Annotated in this window: 15 protein-coding genes; 9 read left to right on the top strand and 6 right to left on the bottom strand. The window is 43.3% G+C overall.

Translation table 11 applies throughout. The features are described 5' to 3' along the window. Nucleotides 1-61: 61 nt before the first annotated feature. The 3 genes from IGI92_RS06760 to IGI92_RS06770 all read left to right on the top strand — a co-directional run bounded on the left by IGI92_RS06760 (nt 62) and on the right by IGI92_RS06770 (nt 4,614). Nucleotides 62-1,690, top strand: a complete 1,629-nt coding sequence (locus IGI92_RS06760; RefSeq protein WP_430608343.1) for a PTS transporter subunit EIIC — start codon at nt 62-64, stop codon at nt 1,688-1,690. Further along, on the top strand, nt 1,690-3,021 hold the full coding sequence (locus tag IGI92_RS06765; RefSeq protein ID WP_077453863.1) for a 6-phospho-alpha-glucosidase: 1,332 nt from the start codon (nt 1,690-1,692) through the stop codon (nt 3,019-3,021). The genes IGI92_RS06760 and IGI92_RS06765 overlap by 1 nt, the downstream gene beginning before the upstream one ends. A gap of 219 nt (nt 3,022-3,240) precedes the next feature. Next, the gene (locus tag IGI92_RS06770) at nt 3,241-4,614 is read left to right on the top strand and encodes a gluconokinase (protein WP_430608344.1); all 1,374 of its coding nucleotides are present in this window, start codon (nt 3,241-3,243) and stop codon (nt 4,612-4,614) included. Nucleotides 4,615-4,632: 18 nt separating this feature from the next. Here IGI92_RS06770 and IGI92_RS06775 read toward each other — a convergent pair whose 3' ends face one another. After that, nucleotides 4,633-5,373 (bottom strand): MurR/RpiR family transcriptional regulator, encoded by a 741-nt coding sequence (locus IGI92_RS06775; protein ID WP_086299548.1) that lies wholly within the window; start codon nt 5,371-5,373, stop codon nt 4,633-4,635. Nucleotides 5,374-5,523: 150 nt separating this feature from the next. Between IGI92_RS06775 and IGI92_RS06780 the strand changes: the two genes are divergently transcribed. The 5 genes from IGI92_RS06780 (at nt 5,524) to IGI92_RS06800 (ending at nt 9,718) form a co-directional block, all read left to right on the top strand. Continuing rightward, complete coding sequence (locus IGI92_RS06780) at nt 5,524-6,276, top strand: IclR family transcriptional regulator (RefSeq protein ID WP_016621204.1); 753 nt, start codon at nt 5,524-5,526, stop codon at nt 6,274-6,276. A 110-nt stretch (nt 6,277-6,386) separates the two neighbouring features. Then, entirely contained in the window at nt 6,387-7,034 is a 648-nt protein-coding gene (locus IGI92_RS06785) for a bifunctional 4-hydroxy-2-oxoglutarate aldolase/2-dehydro-3-deoxy-phosphogluconate aldolase (RefSeq protein WP_016621203.1), read from the top strand. Nucleotide 7,035: 1 nt separating this feature from the next. After that, on the top strand, nt 7,036-8,034 hold the full coding sequence (locus IGI92_RS06790; RefSeq protein ID WP_430608346.1) for a PfkB family carbohydrate kinase: 999 nt from the start codon (nt 7,036-7,038) through the stop codon (nt 8,032-8,034). 12 nt (nt 8,035-8,046) lie between these two features. Next, complete coding sequence (kduI, locus tag IGI92_RS06795) at nt 8,047-8,889, top strand: 5-dehydro-4-deoxy-D-glucuronate isomerase (RefSeq protein WP_430608347.1); 843 nt, start codon at nt 8,047-8,049, stop codon at nt 8,887-8,889. Nucleotides 8,890-8,911: 22 nt separating this feature from the next. Then, nucleotides 8,912-9,718: a gluconate 5-dehydrogenase gene (locus tag IGI92_RS06800; RefSeq protein WP_005229917.1), complete on the top strand. Its 807-nt coding sequence runs from the start codon at nt 8,912-8,914 to the stop codon at nt 9,716-9,718. 258 nt (nt 9,719-9,976) lie between these two features. Here the strand turns inward: IGI92_RS06800 and IGI92_RS06805 are convergent, their stop codons facing one another. The 5 genes from IGI92_RS06805 to IGI92_RS06825 form a co-directional block, all read right to left on the bottom strand. Continuing rightward, nucleotides 9,977-10,648 carry a rhamnogalacturonan acetylesterase gene (locus tag IGI92_RS06805; protein WP_430608348.1) on the bottom strand — a complete coding sequence of 224 codons (672 nt, stop codon included), beginning with the start codon at nt 10,646-10,648 and terminating at the stop codon, nt 9,977-9,979. Nucleotides 10,649-10,658: 10 nt separating this feature from the next. Continuing rightward, nucleotides 10,659-12,047, bottom strand: a complete 1,389-nt coding sequence (gene uxaC, locus IGI92_RS06810) for a glucuronate isomerase (protein ID WP_430608349.1) — start codon at nt 12,045-12,047, stop codon at nt 10,659-10,661. A 20-nt stretch (nt 12,048-12,067) separates the two neighbouring features. Further along, nucleotides 12,068-13,579 carry a UxaA family hydrolase gene (locus tag IGI92_RS06815; protein WP_430608350.1) on the bottom strand — a complete coding sequence of 504 codons (1,512 nt, stop codon included), beginning with the start codon at nt 13,577-13,579 and terminating at the stop codon, nt 12,068-12,070. A gap of 12 nt (nt 13,580-13,591) precedes the next feature. Further along, complete coding sequence (locus tag IGI92_RS06820; RefSeq protein ID WP_430608351.1) at nt 13,592-14,995, bottom strand: tagaturonate reductase; 1,404 nt, start codon at nt 14,993-14,995, stop codon at nt 13,592-13,594. A gap of 70 nt (nt 14,996-15,065) precedes the next feature. Next, on the bottom strand, nt 15,066-16,046 hold the full coding sequence (locus IGI92_RS06825; RefSeq protein WP_061053994.1) for a LacI family DNA-binding transcriptional regulator: 981 nt from the start codon (nt 16,044-16,046) through the stop codon (nt 15,066-15,068). A 162-nt stretch (nt 16,047-16,208) separates the two neighbouring features. Here IGI92_RS06825 and IGI92_RS06830 point away from each other — a divergent pair, with 162 nt between their 5' ends. Then, nucleotides 16,209-18,422, top strand: a complete 2,214-nt coding sequence (locus tag IGI92_RS06830; protein ID WP_430608352.1) for an AraC family transcriptional regulator — start codon at nt 16,209-16,211, stop codon at nt 18,420-18,422. Nucleotides 18,423-18,482 lie beyond the last annotated feature (60 nt).

Consider the following 18,482-nt stretch of genomic DNA (forward strand, 5'->3'; position numbering starts at 1 on the left):
CTATTAGTAACAAATGTTTCCTATAATGAACCTACAAATCAATTACAAAGGAGTTTCCTCAATGAAAGAAAAAGTGATGGATGCGATGCAGAAATTCTCCAAGGCAATGTTTGTGCCCGTCTTGATTTTGCCGATCGCAGGGATATTGATTGCCGTTGGGAATGTGTTTACAAATGTCCGCTTGCTTGAGCAGTTTCCCTTTTTGGATAATCCGATAACCACCGGTTTTGGTAGTATCTTGTCCGCTTCCTTATTACCGATTTTAACCAATTTGGGCATTATTTTTTGTGTCGGGATTGCTCTAGGGTTAGCTAATAAGAAAAAAGCTGAAGCGGGATTTACCGCGTTGTTAGGTTATTTCGTCTTCTTGAATGCCATGAATAAATTCATGGAACTTCGGGGGATGTTGGTTCCAGCCGATGCCCTTCAAGGTTCAGGACAAGCGATCGTTTTAGGAATCCAAGTGTTGGATATGGGGGTCTTTCTGGGGATCATTTTAGGGATCGTCGTAGCATTGATCCATAATCGTTTTATCGATACGACCTTTAACAACGCCTTTCAAGTTTATGGCGGCGCGCGCTTCGTCTTTATTGTCTTGATTCCGGTCGTCGTGTTATTAGCCATCGTTTTCACGTTTATATGGCCAGTAATACAAACTGGCATCGACGGTTTAGGCGGCATCATTCAACAAACGGGCAACTTTGGCATCTTCTTGTACGGTATGTTGGAACGCTTATTGATTCCAACTGGCTTGCATCACTTGATCTACACGCCGTTTTTGTATACTTCATTAGGCGGTGTCGCAGAAGTTGGCGGTCAAGTCTTTGAAGGGGCACGAAACATTTATTTTGCGGAAATTGCTGACCCAGCAGTCCGCGTATTATCGCAAAGTGTCATTTGGGACGCTCGTGGGATCTCAAAAATGTTTGGACTGATTGGTGCCTGTTTGGCGATGTATCAAACGGCAAAACCAGAAAATAAAGTCAAAGTCAAAGCCATTTTGATTCCAGCTGTCGTCACTTCCTTTATTGCAGGTGTGACTGAACCAATCGAATTTTCTTTTATGTTCGTGGCACCTGTTTTGTTCGTCATTCATTCTGCACTTAGCGGCTTGAGCATGGTGGCGTTAAATCTCTTTGGTTCTCGCGCCATCGGACCGAATGGCTTCATCGACTTTCTTTTGTACAACTTGCCCTTAGGGATCGAGAAAACTCGCTGGCCAGTGTACTTGATCGTCGGAGTCGTCTTCTTCTTTCTTTATTACTTCTTGTTCCGCTTTTTGATCACGAAACTGAATTTGAAAACGGTCGGGCGTGAAGAAGATGGGACAGAGACCAAACTGTATTCGAAGAAAGAGTACAAAGAAAAACAACTTGCTGGAGCAGGTGTCGGGGTCATGGCGAGTGACCAAGCCGCCATTAGTCCGATTGGTGAAACAAGTATCTCAGAAATCATCACCAAAGCGCTAGGTGGCGATGACAATATCAAAACCATCGACAACTGCTATACCCGCTTACGTTTAAAACTAAAGGATCCTGAACTCGTGGATGAAGCGCTACTAAAAGACGAAACACAAGCCAAAGGCGTGATCAAAAATGGTGAAAATGTCCATGTCGTTTACGGGTTGACTGTGCCGAAAGTGCGGGAAGAATTAGAAAATTATCTTGGAAGAGAAGGAGAGATTGAATGATGAAAAATTTTTCAGTAGTGATCGCAGGGGGCGGCAGTACCTTTACCCCGGGAATCGTTATGATGCTGCTTGACAATCAAGAACGCTTTCCTTTAAGAAAGCTGAAACTATACGACAATGATGAAGCACGCCAAGCGATCCTTGGTGAAGCCCTAGCGATCTTATTAAAAGAACAAGCACCGCAAATCGAATTTTCGTTTACGACGGATCCTGAGGAAGCCTTCAGCGATGTCGATTTCTGTATGGCGCATATCCGAGTAGGAAAGTATGATATGCGGGAAAAAGATGAAAAAGTCCCCTTGCGTCATGGCGTCTTTGGCCAAGAAACCTGTGGACCAGGAGGGATCGCTTATGGGATGCGCAGCATCACTGGTATGCTGGAGATCATTGATTACATGGAAAAGTATTCCCCCGATTGTTGGATGCTGAATTATTCCAATCCAGCTGCAATCGTAGCTGAAGCATGTCGAGTCTTGCGTCCTAAATCAAAAGTTCTGAATATCTGTGACATGCCCGTGGGCACGTTGCGTCGGATGTCGCAAATCATTGGCAAGCAGCCAGAAGAGTTAGAAGTTCGCTACTTTGGCTTGAATCATTTTGGCTGGTGGACCAGCGTCAAAGACAAAGAAGGCACGGAGTACATTCAAACCATTCGGGACTACGTGGCAGAACACGGTTATTTGACACAGATCGAAGTGGATACCCAACATACAGACCCAAGTTGGCAAGACACCCACAAAAAAGCCAAAGACCTCTTGGCGCTCACACCAGAATATCTGCCAAATACGTACTTGAAATATTATTTATACCCAGATTACGTCTACGACCACATGAAAGAACATCCAGAGTATACGCGTTCCAATGAAGTGATGGAAGGACGGGAAAAACGAGTGTTCGATCATGCCAAAAAGATCACGGCACAAGGATCTGCTGAAGGGATCGCTTTTGAGATTGATGCCCATGCAACCTTTATCGTTGATTTGGCACGCGCCATCGCTTTTAATACGCATGAGCGAATGGTGATGATTGTGGAAAACAACGGCGCGATTGCGAACTTCCCAGATGATGCCATGGTGGAAGTGCCATGCATCGTGGGTTCTGATGGACCAGAAGCCCTCGCTCAAGGGAAAATTCCTGCCTTCCAACAAGCGCTCATGTTCCAACAGGTGACTGTGGAAAAATTAGTGGTCGAAGCATATGTGGAAAAGAGCTATCAAAAAATGTGGCAAGCGTTAAGCCTTTCCAAAACGATTCCTAGCGCAAAAGTAGCCAAAGAGTTACTCGATGATTTGGTCTCGGAAAATGGTGATTACTGGCCAGGATTGTCTTGATTTGTTTCACATTTGCGAAACATTTGCTAATTGGCTAACTGGAAAGAGGAAGATTCTCCAAGAATCTTTCTTTTTTTATTTTTGCTGTGGAAGGATAATTCTCTGAAGAAAATCATCACTAAACGTCTTCTCAACAAAACGATCAGACAGGTATGCTAGAATATGCCACTAACTATGGTAGAATAAAGCTAATTGAATCAGATGAGAGGGAGCAATGCGATGTTTTTAGGGATTGATATCGGCACAACAGCCATAAAATTTGGGGTCATTGAAGATCGGAAAATCATTTACTCACAGTCATTACCAATCAAAACCCATAGCCACGGGTTAAAACAGACCCAATCAGCGACCCAGATCAGTAGCCAATTAATCAGTGGTGTCACAACGATTCCCGCTCAATTAAAAGCGGCAATCACAGTGATCGGGTTCAGTACCGCCATGCACAGTTTGATGCCAGTGGCTGGTGAGACAGCTGAAGAGATTTACATTTGGTCAGACAATCAAGCGAGTCAAACGATGACGGCCTTTCGTCAAACGGATCTGGCGGCAACGTTTTATGAAGAGACAGGGACACCGATCCATGCAATGTCTCCCTTTGCGAAACTGGCTTATTTTCAAACAAGTGGTTCATATTCCAAAGAGACGAAATGGTTTGGCTTAAAAGAACTAGCAATGGCGTTGTTTACCGGACAAGCACGGATCGATTATAGTACCGCATCAGCGACCGGTCTTTTTTCTTTGAAAGAAAAGCAATGGAGTCAAAAGATTCTTAACTATTTATCCCTTTCAAAAGCCCAGTTAGCGCCTTTATGTGCACCGACTGATCGTTTTTTGATTACCGAGGAGATGGCGCAGCGGTGTGGCTTGAAGCCTGAGGTAGAAGTGATGTGTGGGGCTAGCGATGGGTGTTTAGCAGCATATGCTGGCTATATTTCTACAGGGATCCGCAATAGCTTGACGATCGGAACCAGTGCGGCGGTTCGTAAAGTAAGTGAGACCACGGTCTTTGATCGCCAAAAACAAAATTTTTGCTACTATCTGCAAGATGACCTCTATGTCGTAGGGGCACCTTCGAATAATGGTGGCTGTGTCCTTGCTTGGGCAAAAGAGGCCTTATCAGAAGATCCTGATGGGTTTTATCATTATCTGCCGCAAGTCATGGAGGAATCACCGATCGGCAGCAACGGCTTACGTTTTTTCCCCTATTTAAACGGAGAGCGGGCACCCTTTTGGACGAATGAGATCACAGGCGGCTTTTCTGGCTTGACTCTGAAACACAATCGCTCAGATATGTTACGGGCAGTCATCGAAGGCATGCTGATGAACATCGATTTATTAAAGCAAATGGCGCAGTTGGAAGGGGCAGTCACTGTAAGTGGTGGTTTCTTTCAAACAAAACTTTTAGGTCAAATGACCGCGGATGTGTTGGGACTGACCTGTTATCTTTCCGATGAAAATGAGCCAATATTCGGCTTGTATGATTTATATAAAAGCTCTGTTGTGCGGCAAGATCAGCCAGCTGAAAAATTTGTACCTGATCCGCAGAACCAAGCGCTTTATCAAGAACTGGCAACAACGTACTTTCAAGCATAAGCAAAAACCAGCAATCCACTAGGGTTGCTGGTTTTCTTTTTCAACACGGGTAAAAGCGTCGACGATATATTCCATCAATAAGAGCAGTTTACCAAAGAAGCTAGTGTACTGGATGTTTTGGGTGTCGTAGGGACGTTCATCTGTCACTTCAAAGGAAAAGGTCGCTAGTTGATTGGCGCGATGCTCACCGTTCCCACAAAACAAAACAGTTGGTATGTGATGTTCATTGGCTAATGCCATCTTTTCCAGCACTTTTTGTGTTTCGCCAGATTTAGAGATAGTAATCAACATACTGATGTTCTCGATGTTGTTACTAATGATCCCACCTGAGTCAGAAGCACTGACTAATAAGGTTTTGATGCCGTTGACAAGCATTTTTTTGTGTAGGTATTCTGCCACGATCCCCGAAAAACCTGTGGCATAAATCGTAATAAACTTGTTCTTGTTTTGTCCATAGATTTCTTTGATCGCGTCGATCGTATCTGCAATACTGGCAGCGTCAATTTGGTAATCGATGGCGGCTTCAGTGATCGTCTGATTTTTCAAGCGATTCTTTAAGAAGTAAAGCAGCTCTAGATAGCCAGAAAAACCTAGTTTTTGCGCAAGCCGCACGATGGTTGCTGGGGAAGTGTAGATCGCTTTAGCGATTTCTCTTAAGGGCAGTCCATCGATCGCAGCGGTATTTGCAAGCAAATAATCAAGAATTTGCAGCTCATTGTCAGTCAATTTTTTTCCTTTGATCAATACATTTAAGTCCATTGTTCGGCACTCCTTTGTCTTGCCTTCATCATACAATGAATAACGACAGAAAGTAAAATAGGAATCGCGTCATGCTTTTATAGAGGAAAAAGATTGTGCATTTCCTAAAAAGATATTATAATTTCTTATATAGAAAATAAAGGTGGAGAAATGATGACACAAAAACCATATGGAACCGTACTACTAAAAGCAGCAACCATTTTAGATTATCTAGCAGAAGCGCCAAGTAAACCATTGCAAGAAATTTCAGAAGCAACGAAACTGACCCCATCCACAGCTTTGAAAATATTGGAAACGCTACAAATGATCGGCTATGTCAAACGCGACAAAGAGAAGAATTATCGCTTAGGGTCTAAGCTGATCAAGTATGCGAATCAAAACATTCAAGAGCTTGATTTAGTGGAAATCAGCTTGCCATACTTGGAAGCATTGCAGAAAACGGCGGATGAAACGATCCACTTAGGGGTCTTGACTGCCAATGAGATTCTTTATGTCAATAAATTGGAGCCTCAGAATCAAACGATCCGCATGTCTTCAAAAGTAGGAATCACAAGACCGTTGTATAGCTCTGCCATGGGGAAAGCCGTTTTAGCGGAGTTTGATGCCCCTCAAGTAGAGGAGTACTTGGCAGCAACGCCTTTAACCGCTTATACCGAAAATACCATTACAAATCAGTTGAAGTTGAAGAAAGAATTGGAACAGGCAAAAGCGAACCAAGTAGCCTTTGATGATGAAGAAATGGAACAAGAAATCTATTGCATCGGCGCCTCACTGATAAAAGATCAGGAGATCGTTGGGGCGTTTTCTATCAGCCTACCGAAATACCGCTTGACCCCAGAATACAAAACGACATTGATCGATGCGATTATTGCGACAAAACAACAAATTGAACAAGCGTTATAAACTTTTTAATGGAAAGCCCTTGCAAATAAAAACGAGAACGGTATAATGAACGTGTAAGTTTCTTTATAATAAATACCATTTTCCGAATAGGAAATAAGTGGAGGGTCTTAATGAAAAAAGTAGCGAATTTAATGAAACTAAAGGAAAGCGGTGTGATCGCTGTTGTACGTGGCGCTTCAAAAGAAGAAGCACTACAAGCAAGTAAAGCGATCGTTGCAGGGGGGATCACCGGCATTGAGTTGACTTTTACAGTGCCTCAAGCGGCGGATGTAATCGCTGAATTAGTAGCAACCTTCAAAGAGAATCCAGAGGTAGTTGTTGGTGCGGGGACCGTTCTTGATGCAGTGACCGCCCGCTTAGCGATCATGGCAGGAGCAGAATATGTCGTCAGCCCAACCTTTGATCAAGAAACGGCTGAATTATGTAATTTATATCAAATCCCGTATCTGCCTGGTTGCATGACCATTTCAGAAATGAAGGACGCCTTAAAAGCAGGCGCAGATATCATTAAACTATTCCCGGGTAGTGCGTATGGACCAAGTATCATCTCGGCCTTCAAAGCGCCATTGCCACAATTAAACATTATGCCGACCGGTGGTGTCAGCTTAGACAACATGCAAGAATGGTTTGCAGCGGGTGTTGTAGCCGTTGGTGTAGGGGGGAATTTGTTAGCGCCAGCAGCAAGTGGGGATTTTGACAAAGTAACAGAAGTAGCGAAACAATATGCGGCAAAATTAAAAGAGATTCGAGGAAAGTAAGATGGCAAACATTCTGACACTAGGAGAAATCATGTTGCGTCTATCGACAACGTTAGGCGACCGAATCGCCCATAGTTCGACGTTTGCTGCCCATTATGGTGGCGGGGAAGCCAATGTTGCGATTTCCTTGGCAAATTTTGGTCATCACGTTTCTTTTGCTAGTAAAGTGCCGGAAAATGCTTTAGGAGATGCCGTTTTTCATCATTTACGAAGCTATGGCGTCGATTGTCGTCACTTGCTTCGTGGCGGTTCCCGACTAGGTACTTACTATATTGAAACCGGTATCGGGGAACGAGCAGCGCGAGTGGTTTATGATCGCGCAGGCTCTAGCTTTGCTCAAATGAAAGAAAATGAGTGGCAATATGACCTTTTTGATGGGGTTGACATTGTTCACCTTTCAGGGATCACACCAGCTCTTTCAACGACTTGGCAGACACTTTTGCTGACGTTGATCAAAGAAGCGAAAGCAGCTGGTTGTAAAATCAGTTTCGATATCAATTATCGTGGAAAGCTGTGGACGACCGCTGAAGCGCGCGACTTTTTGCAAAAAGTGCTCCCCTATGTCGATTATTGCTCGGCGGGACAGTTAGATGCCCAAGTCTTTATGGATGTATCAGCTCCAACAGATGAAGTCGAAGATGACTACTATTATCAAGAAATGCATCGGAAATACCCAAATATCCAGCTCTTTTATTCAACTAGTCGTCAGGTGCTCTCAGCAAGTCACAATCAATTGACAGGGAGCCTATGGCATAACGGCAATTATGTCGTTTCTGCTACCCATGAGATCAATCCAATCGTTGATCGCGTCGGAGGTGGCGATGCCTTTTCAGCTGGTATCCTACATGGTCTTGTCACGAAGAAACAAGACCAAGAAATCATTGATTTTGCAACTGCCGCATCTGCTTTGAAACATACGATCCATGGCGACTGTAATCAGTTTAGCGCCAATGAGATACAAGAATTTATTGCAACAGGTTCAGGAAAAATTATCCGATAGGAGGAATAAAACATGCAACACATGGAAACACGCTATACCCATAGTCCACTTGATATTCGTCACTATAGTACCGAGGAATTACGCAGAGAATTTTTGGTAGAGAAAATTTTCACACCAGGACAAATCATGCTGACCTATACCCACAATGATCGGATGATCTTTGGCGGAGTGACACCGACAGAAGAAGCGTTAGAAGTGCAATTAAGCAGCGAATTAGGGGTGGAATACTTCTTAGAACGTCGCGAATTAGGCGTCATCAATATTGGAGGACCTGGTGCGATCACGATCGATGGCCAAAAAGAACCAATGAAAAAACAAGACGGTTACTATATCGGCAAGGAAACCAAACAAGTTTTGTTCCACTCAGATGATCCAGCAAATCCAGCGAAATTCTATCTATCTTGCGTGCCAGCACATAAGAAATACCCAAATGTAAAAATCAGTATCGATCAAGTCACACCAATGGAGACTGGCGAAGGCTTGACATTAAATGAACGGAAAATTTATCAATACATTCACCCAAATATTTGTGAAAGCTGTCAATTACAAATGGGGTATACGATCTTAGAACCAGGCAGTGCTTGGAATACGATGCCAAGTCATACCCATGAACGTCGGATGGAAGCATATGTGTATTTTGATTTTGCCAACGAAGACACAAAAGTGTTCCATATGATGGGCAAACCAGATGAAACGAAGCATTTAGTCGTTAGTGAAGAACAAGCCGTTATTTCTCCAAGCTGGTCTATCCATTCGGGTGTTGGAACCAGTAACTACTCTTTTATCTGGGCAATGTGTGGCGAAAATATCACCTATACCGACATGGATATGGTGGCAATGGACGACTTAAAATAAAAAGAAAGAGGGTTTATCAATTATGGATTTTTCAATGGATCAATTTCGTTTAGATGGTAAGATCGCCTTAGTGACAGGAGCTGTCTATGGGATCGGTTTTACGATCGCTCGTTCACTAGCAGCAGCAGGAGCAACGATCGTTTTTAACAACTTGGATCAAGAATCAGTGGATAAAGGATTAGCAAACTATCGTGAAGCAGGGATCGAAGCCCACGGTTATGTCTGTGATGTAACGGATGAAAAAGCAGTCAACGAAATGGTCAAGCAGATCGAAGAAGAAGTTGGCGTGATCGATATCTTAGTCAATAATGCTGGGATCATCAAACGAATCCCGATGTTGGAGATGTCTGCTGAAGACTTCCGCCAAGTCGTTGACGTGGACTTGAACGCTCCATTTATCGTTTCAAAAGCAGTCTTACCGTCAATGATCAAAAAAGGACATGGAAAAATCATTAACATTTGCTCAATGATGAGTGAATTGGGAAGAGAAACGGTGGCTGGTTACGCAGCGGCTAAAGGCGGCTTGAAAATGTTGACGAAAAACATTTGTGCTGAATTTGGTTCAGCTAACATCCAATGTAATGGGATCGGGCCTGGTTATATTGCAACACCGCAAACCGCACCATTACGAGAGATCCAACCAGACGGTTCTCGTCACCCCTTTGATCAATTTATCGTAGCGAAAACACCTGCTGCCCGTTGGGGTGAGCCAGAAGATTTAGCAGGACCAACTGTTTTCTTAGCTTCTGAGGCATCAAACTTTGTCAATGGCCATGTCTTATATGTAGATGGCGGTATCTTGGCGTATATCGGGAAACAACCTGAATAAAACAATCAGTAGTAAGGATGGGGACGATTGCAATCGTTCCCATTTTTATGGTGCAACACCTAAGAAATGCAGGGCTTTAAAAGGTAGCTTGGCGATAAATGGGTTGAAGCAAAGCAATTGCAAACAAATCTTTTAAAAAGAAGGAAAAGCAAAACGCTGTGAAGGAAAATGTTCTTCGCAGCGTTTTGCTTGAGTTGCTCTTTTTAAAATCAGGTAGCGTATTTATGTTAGGGGAAGATTCAACACGAACAATGAGTTTCAATCTAAAAGAACTTGTTGTGCAAGCGGTAATGGAGAATTTTTCAAACATTCTGCAACTAATTTGGCAACGGCTGTAGCACCCAGGTCATTCAAATGCGTGTTATCCGTAATGCCGGCTGGATATTTGGGGTGCTGATTTTTTTCTAAATGAAGAAAATAGGTTTTCGCCTGTTGTGGTTCCAGCGCTGAAAAGAACCGTTGTGTTGCGGCAAAAAGATCCAGACAGACCACATCCAAGGAGGTAGCCAAAGCACGCATTGCTTCTGGGTAAGGACCGACTGCCAAAGGATCAAGTTGTTGTTGGTCCACGTAATGCAAACGAGTGATCGAGGTCAATAGGATCGGTGTCGCTTGCTGCTGGCGTGCCGTTTGCACGTAGGTTGCTAAATTATGCTGATATTCAACAGGTGTCGTGCCGCGACCATCTGTTTTTTGATCATTGTGTCCAAATTGAATCAAGAGATAATCACCAGCATGTAGTTCTTTTTCTGCCTGCAACAAGTGTCCTTCTTCAATGAAGCTCTTGGAGGAACGCCCATTTTTTGCCAAGTTGACGATTTGATGCTGGGGTAGATACCGTGAGATTTTTTCTCCCCAGCCCGTTTCTGGACGAGCGCTAGGCTCTTTGATCGATGCGGTGGAATCACCGACGATGACGATTTTTACCATTTGCTTTCTCCTAAAATTTGAAGTAGTTGTTGGCGTTTTGATAACAGACATTTTCTACTAATGGTTTTAGCTGACGAAGATCAGCAGGTGCTTCACCACGTACAACGATCTCAGCAAGCCATTCACAAAAGACGCGTCGGAAATATTCATGACGGGTGTAAGACAGAAAGCTTCTTGAATCCGTCAGCATGCCGACAAAGTTAAAGATCACACTGCCGTCTGCGAATTTCGTCAATTGGTGACGCATGCCTGCGCGGGTGTCGTTATACCACCAGCCAGATCCTAACTGCAATTTATTATTGCCTTCTTGCTGGAAGCACCCCATCAAAGCGACGAGTGCATCATAGTCATTGGGATTTAAGGAGTAGAGAATCGTTTGAGGCAAATGGTCTTGCGCATCAGCAGCGTTCAATAATTTCTGCAAGTTTTGAGTCAGTGGTTGATCATTGATGCCATCGTAGCCCGTATCTGGTCCCAAGCGCTCAAACATTCGTTGATTGCAGTTACGGTACGCATGGACATGCAGTTGCATTGTCCAACCATGTTCGTGATACAGCTTCATCAGTTCAACTAGAACATTGGTTTTGAAGAACGAGACTTCTTTTTCCTCCAAAGATTCTCCAGCTAATGCTTTGGCAAAAGTTGCTTCAAGGGATAACTGTTCGTCCGCAGCATACACTAAAGTATCCAGCGCATGGTCAGACAAGCGGCAGTGAAGCTGGTGAAAGTAGGTTACACGGTCCCGCAAGGCTCTCAAGAAAGCATCGTAGGTAGTGATCGCGTTCTCGACACTCTTTTCGAGTTTGGTAACATAGGTAAGAAAATTCGGATGGTCGATTTGTAACGCTTTGTCAGGTCGAAAGGTCGGCAAGACACGAAAACGTTGTTCTGTTTGGCTTAATTGGTGATGATAGTGAAGATCATCGACTGGATCATCTGTGGTGCAAACGATCTCGACGTTACTGCGAGCAATCAAAGCTCTTCGGGTAAAGTCTTTTTGCTGCAATTTTTCGTTGCATAGCCTCCACAAAGTTTCGGCATTTTCTTCAGTAACGGGAAGATCGATCGCAAAAAATCGCTTTAACTCTAAATGGGTCCAACTGTAAAGGGGATTTCCCACCAATTTTGGCACTGTTTGACACCATGCCAAAAATTTTTCATAATCACTGGCATTGCCTGTAATCGCTTCTTCGGGTACGCCACAAGCGCGCATCAATCGCCATTTGTAATGATCACCACTTAGCCAAGCCTCGGTGATAGTTTTAAAGGGACGATCCTCATAGATTTCTTTTGGGTCTAAGTGGCAGTGGTAATCAATGATCGGCAGTTCTTTGGCATATTCATGGTAAAGGGTTTGAGCAATTTCATTTGGCAGTAAATAGTTTTCATTTAAAAACATGTCGAACCTCTTTTCTTTGGTTATAGTGTCACACCATTTTTAAAGATGGCGATCTCACGAACGTTGTTGGCTTCATTACGCGTCGGTTTTCCACTGGCAGTATCGATGATCGCTTGAATAAAGTCTTCCAGCACGACCTCCATCGGCTCTTCCAACAAGCGACCGGCGTTGAAATCCATCCAGTGGGGTTTCTTATGATAAATCTCTTGATTCGTGGCAACTTTCATGGTCGGCACATAGGCACCAAATGGCGTGCCGCGACCAGTAGTAAATAAGACGAGTTGGCAATCGGCAGAAGCCAGTGCAGAAGCGGCAACAAGGTCGTTTCCTGGACCTTCCAGCAGGCTTAAGCCTGGCTTACGGAGTTTTTCCCCATATTTTAAGACATCGACGACAGCGGAAGTCCCAGATTTTTGGGTACAGCCTAATGACTTATCTTCTAGCGTAGTGATGCCGCCTGCCTTATTGCCAGGAGAAGGATTTTCATAGACTGGTTCACCGTAAGCAAGAAAATAATCTTTAAAGTCGTTGATTAGATGGAGGATTTTTTCAAAGGTTGCTTCATCTTGTGCACGCGCCATCAAGACTTGTTCAGCGCCAAACATTTCGGGTACTTCCGTCAAGACCGTGCTGCCACCTTGAGAAACTAAAAAGTCAGAAAATGCCCCTAACAAAGGGTTGGCGGTGATCCCAGAAAACCCGTCAGAACCCCCACATTTTAACCCGATCTTTAGCTCACTCAAGGGAACGGCTTCTCGTTGATCCTCTTTTGCTGCTTCCAGTAATTCTTCTAATAAGCTTTCGCCGACCGCAATTTCATCGTCGCTTTCCTGTGCCACCATAAATTTGACGCGCTTTGGATCGTAGTCACCCATGTTTTTCTTAAACTCGGGAACGGTGTTGTTCTCACAACCTAAGCCAAAGACCAAGACGCCACCGGCATTTGGATGATGCACCGCATCAATTAAAATTTGACGGGTGTTTTGATGATCTTGGCCTAACTGGGAGCAGCCGTAGGGATGTTTAAGGATCGTAATATGATCAAAAGTGCCAAGATCTGGATGATTCTTCTTGAAATTTTCAACAATGATCTCAGCGATACCATTGATACAACCAACTGTTGGCACGATCAGTAAATCATTACGAATCCCAACTTTGCCATTTGCCCGCCGGTACCCTTGGAACGTCGCAGCCCTTTTTGGATAACGGACGGGATGCAAATCAGGGGCATAGGTGTATGCTAAGGTACCAGAAAGGTTGGTTTTGACATTGTGGGTATGCAACCATTGGCCAGTTTTAACATCAGTTAAGAGATGTCCAATGGGGTAGCCATATTTGATCACGTCTTGTGATTGTGCTAGATCTTTGAGGGCGATTTTGTGTCCTTGTGGAATATCCTCAAAAAGGGTGATCGTTTGGCCTTCAAATGCAAGGGTCGTTTTAGCAGCTAGTGGTTTTAATGCGACTGCGACATTGTCTTTAGGGTGCAATTTCAATAGTTGCGCGGGTGTTTCTGTTAATGTGCTGGACATAAAGATTCTCCTTTATTTCAAACTTGGCTCAGGGGTGTCAATCGACGCAAGTAACTGGCGGGGTCCGTCTTGTTTAAGGCATGTGCACATTTCATTGATTGTCTCTGTCATAAAGCTCAGGTCTGCATGCCAAAGTTGCTCATTTTTTAATAGAGTGGCGATCTGTTCTTCTGCTGGTAATTGTTTCACTTGCTGAAATATGGTTGTCACTAGCTCATCATCTTGAAAGGGTCGTGTGAGATAGAAAGTCAGCAATCCTGCCAGTGCGGCAGTGATTCGTTTTGGTACCTGCTGGTTTTGTTGGACATAACGAGTTAAGACTGGTTGAAGACGCGCACGGAATTTTGAGACGCTGTTTAAAGCGATCGATTGCAGCTGATGCTTCACATAAGGATTTCTGAAGCGCTCTTTGATTTGGTCCGCATAAGCTGCAAGCTGCGCTTTAGGCAAATCAAGCATTGGAATCAACTCTTCCTGAAAAAGACCATCCAAAAAGGCTGCAAAATCACGGTCGTTCATTACTTCTTCAACGGTTTCTAAACCAGCTAAAAGACCGAGTGGAACCATCGCCGTATGAGGACCATTTAATAAATGTACTTTTTGTTCACGATAGGGGGTCATATCTTCTGTCACGATCACATTCAACCCAGCTTCTTGCAAGGGAAGCTTTTCGGCTACGCCGCTTCCTTCGATCACCCAGAGCATAAAGGGTTCCGCAGTGACCATTACGGCATCCTCATAGCCAAGAATCTCTTGGTATTGTGCCACTTTATCGCGAGGATATCCTGGAACGATCCGATCGACTAAGCTGCAGCAGAAGGTGTTTTCTTTTTCTAACCAGTTGACGAAGTCTGACTCCAAAGACCATAATGCGGCATATTGTAAGACGATCTCTTTTAGTTTTTCCCCATTCCGATCGATTAATTCACAAGGAATGATCAAAAATCCCGGTTTTTGTCGTTGAAAACGACGATACAAAAGAGCGGTCAGTTTTGCAGGGAAACTGTGGGGAGGGGTATCGTGTAAGGTATCCTCTGGGTGAAACGCAATACCTGCTTCCGTCGTATTAGAAACGATGATCTCGAGTTGCTCATCTTCGGCTAAAGCAAGATAGTCTTCCCATTGCTGATAAGGATTCAGCACTTGATCAATGGTGGAGACGACTTCAAATGTTTGAGATAAAGCGCCATCGACAAGTCCTTCTAAGATAACGGTGTAGAGATTTTCTTGTTGTGCCAACAGCTCTTTCAAGCCGTGATCAATCGGCTGTACCACAACGGCACTGCCACTAAAAAGCCCTTGTTTGTTCATTTGCTGCAGCTGCCAGTTAAAAAAGCCCCGCATAAAATTGCCTTCCCCGAATTGAATCACTCGGGCTGGATAGGTTTGATGGGGTTGTTCGGTAATTTTTTTCATAGAATCCTCCTTAAAAAATAGTTATGCACACGTTAACATTTTTGCGTAAGCGCTCTTGAAAACAAGAGGCTTACAGCGATTGACGAATGATTAACGAGGTATCAAAGAAATGTTGTTTCTCAACTACTTGATTGGCAAATGCTTGCAACAGCAGAGTTGCTGCCAATTGACTCATTTCATAGACTGGTTTGCGGATCGTTGTTAATGGGGGATACGTATAGGGAGAAAAAGAACTATCATCAAAACCGATGATACCGATCTCCTCTGGGATCTTTCGTCCTGCTTGATGACAGGCATTGATCGCACCGATCGCCATATCATCATTGGCGCAAAAAATCACTTCAGGTGGTTCAGGTAAAGCGAGTAGTTGCTGGGCACCCAGCTGACCACTTTCCAAAGAGAAGTCGCCAGCAACGAAGTATTCTTTCGGGCAGACAAGCTGCTTTTCTTGAATCGCTTTCATAAATCCTTTGCGACGCTCTCTAGCGGAACCAAAGGAAGCGATCCCTTCGATCATGGCGATCTTTCGAAAGCCTTGTTCAAGCACATAGATGATCATTTGATAGACCCCTTGGGCATCATTACTAGTGACATTCATCAAGGTTGCATCCTGCAATTGACGATTCAAAACGACGATGGGAATGTTTTTCTTTGAAAGAGCAGCGATAAAGCCGTCATCACGATCACTTTGACTCATCACGATCGCTCCATCTAGGCGATTCGGCTCTTCATCAAATGTATCGGATTGCAATAATTCATGAACCGCCAAAGTATATTCGGATGGTAGGGTATCACTGATTCCTTTGATCACTTCGACTAAAAAGCTATCGGAAGTACCAATGGATAGATGAGAAAAATAAAGACCAATGATATAGGATTTTTGATTCACCAGACTTTTGGCATTGACATTGGGCACATAATGTAAAGATTCAGCGATGGCTGCGATCTTCTTTTTTGTTTCTGGCTTGATTAATGGGCTATCGTTTAGCGCACGAGAAACAGTTGTATGTGAAACACCAGCGACTTTGGCGATATCTTTGATCGTGACCATAGAAAACCTTCTTCCTTTTTGCTTGATTCAAGCATAGCTTGTTCCCACGAGAATGTCAATACACCAAGGATGCACACGTGAAACATTTTTCAAAATAACATAGGAACTTTTTCTGGGATGTGCTAGTATAAAAGAAGATAGTTAGGTAATGGGAGGGAGTCTATGAAATTCTTTTTAAGCTATCATCAAACGTCCAACTTGTTTTATAAAATATTTATTTTGATTTTTCTAATTGGTAGCGCTTTAATCCTTGGGTTTAGTGGGGTCATTTATCATCGAACGTATCAAAACATTCAAGAAACGTTTTTGCAAAGTCAACATAATTTGGTCAACCAAGTCAAAGAAAATCTGGATCAAAAAATTCAGATGGTAGAGTATGCCTTTTCTACATATAGCAGCACGCAAAGCTTTTCCGATACGATGGAACAGCCATTTTCCGTGACGAATTATCGACAAGTGCGCGAGATCAATTCGCAACTGGCTTACATTGGTGTGATGGGGATCGAAAACGCCAGCTACCAATTGGTGAATTTGAATCAGCATTGGAAAATCGAAGAAGGCTCCTTAAAACAGATCGATGATACTGAATTCGCTGCTTTTCAAGCGTTGATTGACAACCAACGCTACTTGTATTGGTTGCCAGAAGATGGCTATTTAAAAATGGTGATGACGCTGCCTGTGTTTCGACAGGAAACCACTGCTTTGGGGATCGCTGAAATCCAAGACCATACCATTGCACAGTTGGTGGCAGATCATGACGATTCCTTTTTGAATATATTTCATGCGGACGGACAACTACTTTTCGATAATGGTGAAGTGATCGATTCTGACTTACACGAAACAATGATCGCAGCTGCCCACGACGATGGCATCTTCACTGACAAAGAAAACAATAAGTATGTGGTCACACAATCGGATTACAATCAGTGGTATCATGTGATCCGGCTGGCACCTGCCAGTGTTTCGCAAGCAATCCGTGAATTAAGAAACGGTTTGATCGTGATTGGCAGTCTTTTGATCATCCTCTTTTTATTAGTATCCTATCGCATTGCGATCGTGGCTACCTCACCCATCAATCGGATCGGTGAGCTTTTAAAGCCCAAAAAACAAGGTCAGAAATTAGAAGTCAATCAGTTGATTTCCGATATCGACCAGGTCTTACATCAAAACCACGATCTCGCCGTCAAAGTTGAACACCAAAAGCCCGAGTTAGAATCCTTGTTTTTATTAAACTTGTTTCGCGGCTGTATCTCAGAAGCAGATAGTCACTTAAAACTGTCACAATTTGGGTATGAAGTATCCGAAACGGAACACTATGCCGTATTACTGATTCAAATCGATGATTTGTGTGGACGAGAAACAGCGACTATTGATATATTCTTGCTTGCCATCGAGAATCTCGTTTCTGAAATCATTCCGGCGAATTTGCGTTTTCAGCCAATCATCTCCAGTCAAGAAACCCAAGGAACAATTTTAAAGCTTCCTGAATCAGTTGACCAAAAACAAGTATTGACCTATTGTCAAAAGATCCATCAAGCGGCAAAAGATTACTTGAAAATCAAAATAAGTTGTGGGGTCTCACAATCCTACGACCGCCTCGTAGAAACCAAATTAGCGGTTGATAACGCTAAAGAAGCCTTGCACTATCGAATGAATTTAGGGGAAGAAGTCATTATCTTTTTTGACGACATTGCGGCACAATTAGACAATAACGCGATCGTTCAGTACCCTAGAGAAGCAGAAAGCACCTTTTTGGATGCAATGCGTAGTGGGGATCTAGCGACCATCAAAACGAGTTACACAGAAGTCGTACGCGAAATCATTCATGAAAACAAAAATCCGTTGACGATTGAAAGTGCCTTGTTTAAGTTGATCAACAGTATCGTTCAGCTAGGGCAACTCCTAGGAGCAGATCATACTAGCTTGCAGAATAGTCGTAAAGTCTATCAATCCGTGCTCAACCAAACCAGTTTGTTCAAAGTTGAGCAAATCATCTATCAAGAGTTAGTTTTACCTATCGTTGAAACGACACAAGCCAAAACAGATCGAGAAATTCGCTCCTTGTCTGAAAAGATGGTCTTGATCGTACACCAACAATACGACCAAGATCTCTCCTTAGATAGCATTGCTGAACAGTTGCATTATAATGCCAATTACTTAAGTAATGTGTTTAAAAAGGAATTATCCATCAATTTTGCCGATTACTTACAAAACTATCGATTGCAAGTCGCGAAAAAGTGGTTAAGAGAAACCGATTTGACCATCAAAGAAATCGCCGCCAACCTACAATATACCAACTCTCAAAACTTCATCCGCTTTTTCAAAAAGAAAGAACAGATGACGCCCGGAGAGTATCGCAAACGATCCAAAGATTAAAAGAAAAAAAGCGTTTTTTGATCAACGATCAAAAAACGCTTTTTTTCTTTGCTGCCTGTT

The organism is Enterococcus sp. DIV2379 (assembly GCF_050542965.1).
In the GTDB taxonomy this organism is placed as follows: domain Bacteria; phylum Bacillota; class Bacilli; order Lactobacillales; family Enterococcaceae; genus Enterococcus_D; species Enterococcus_D entomosocium.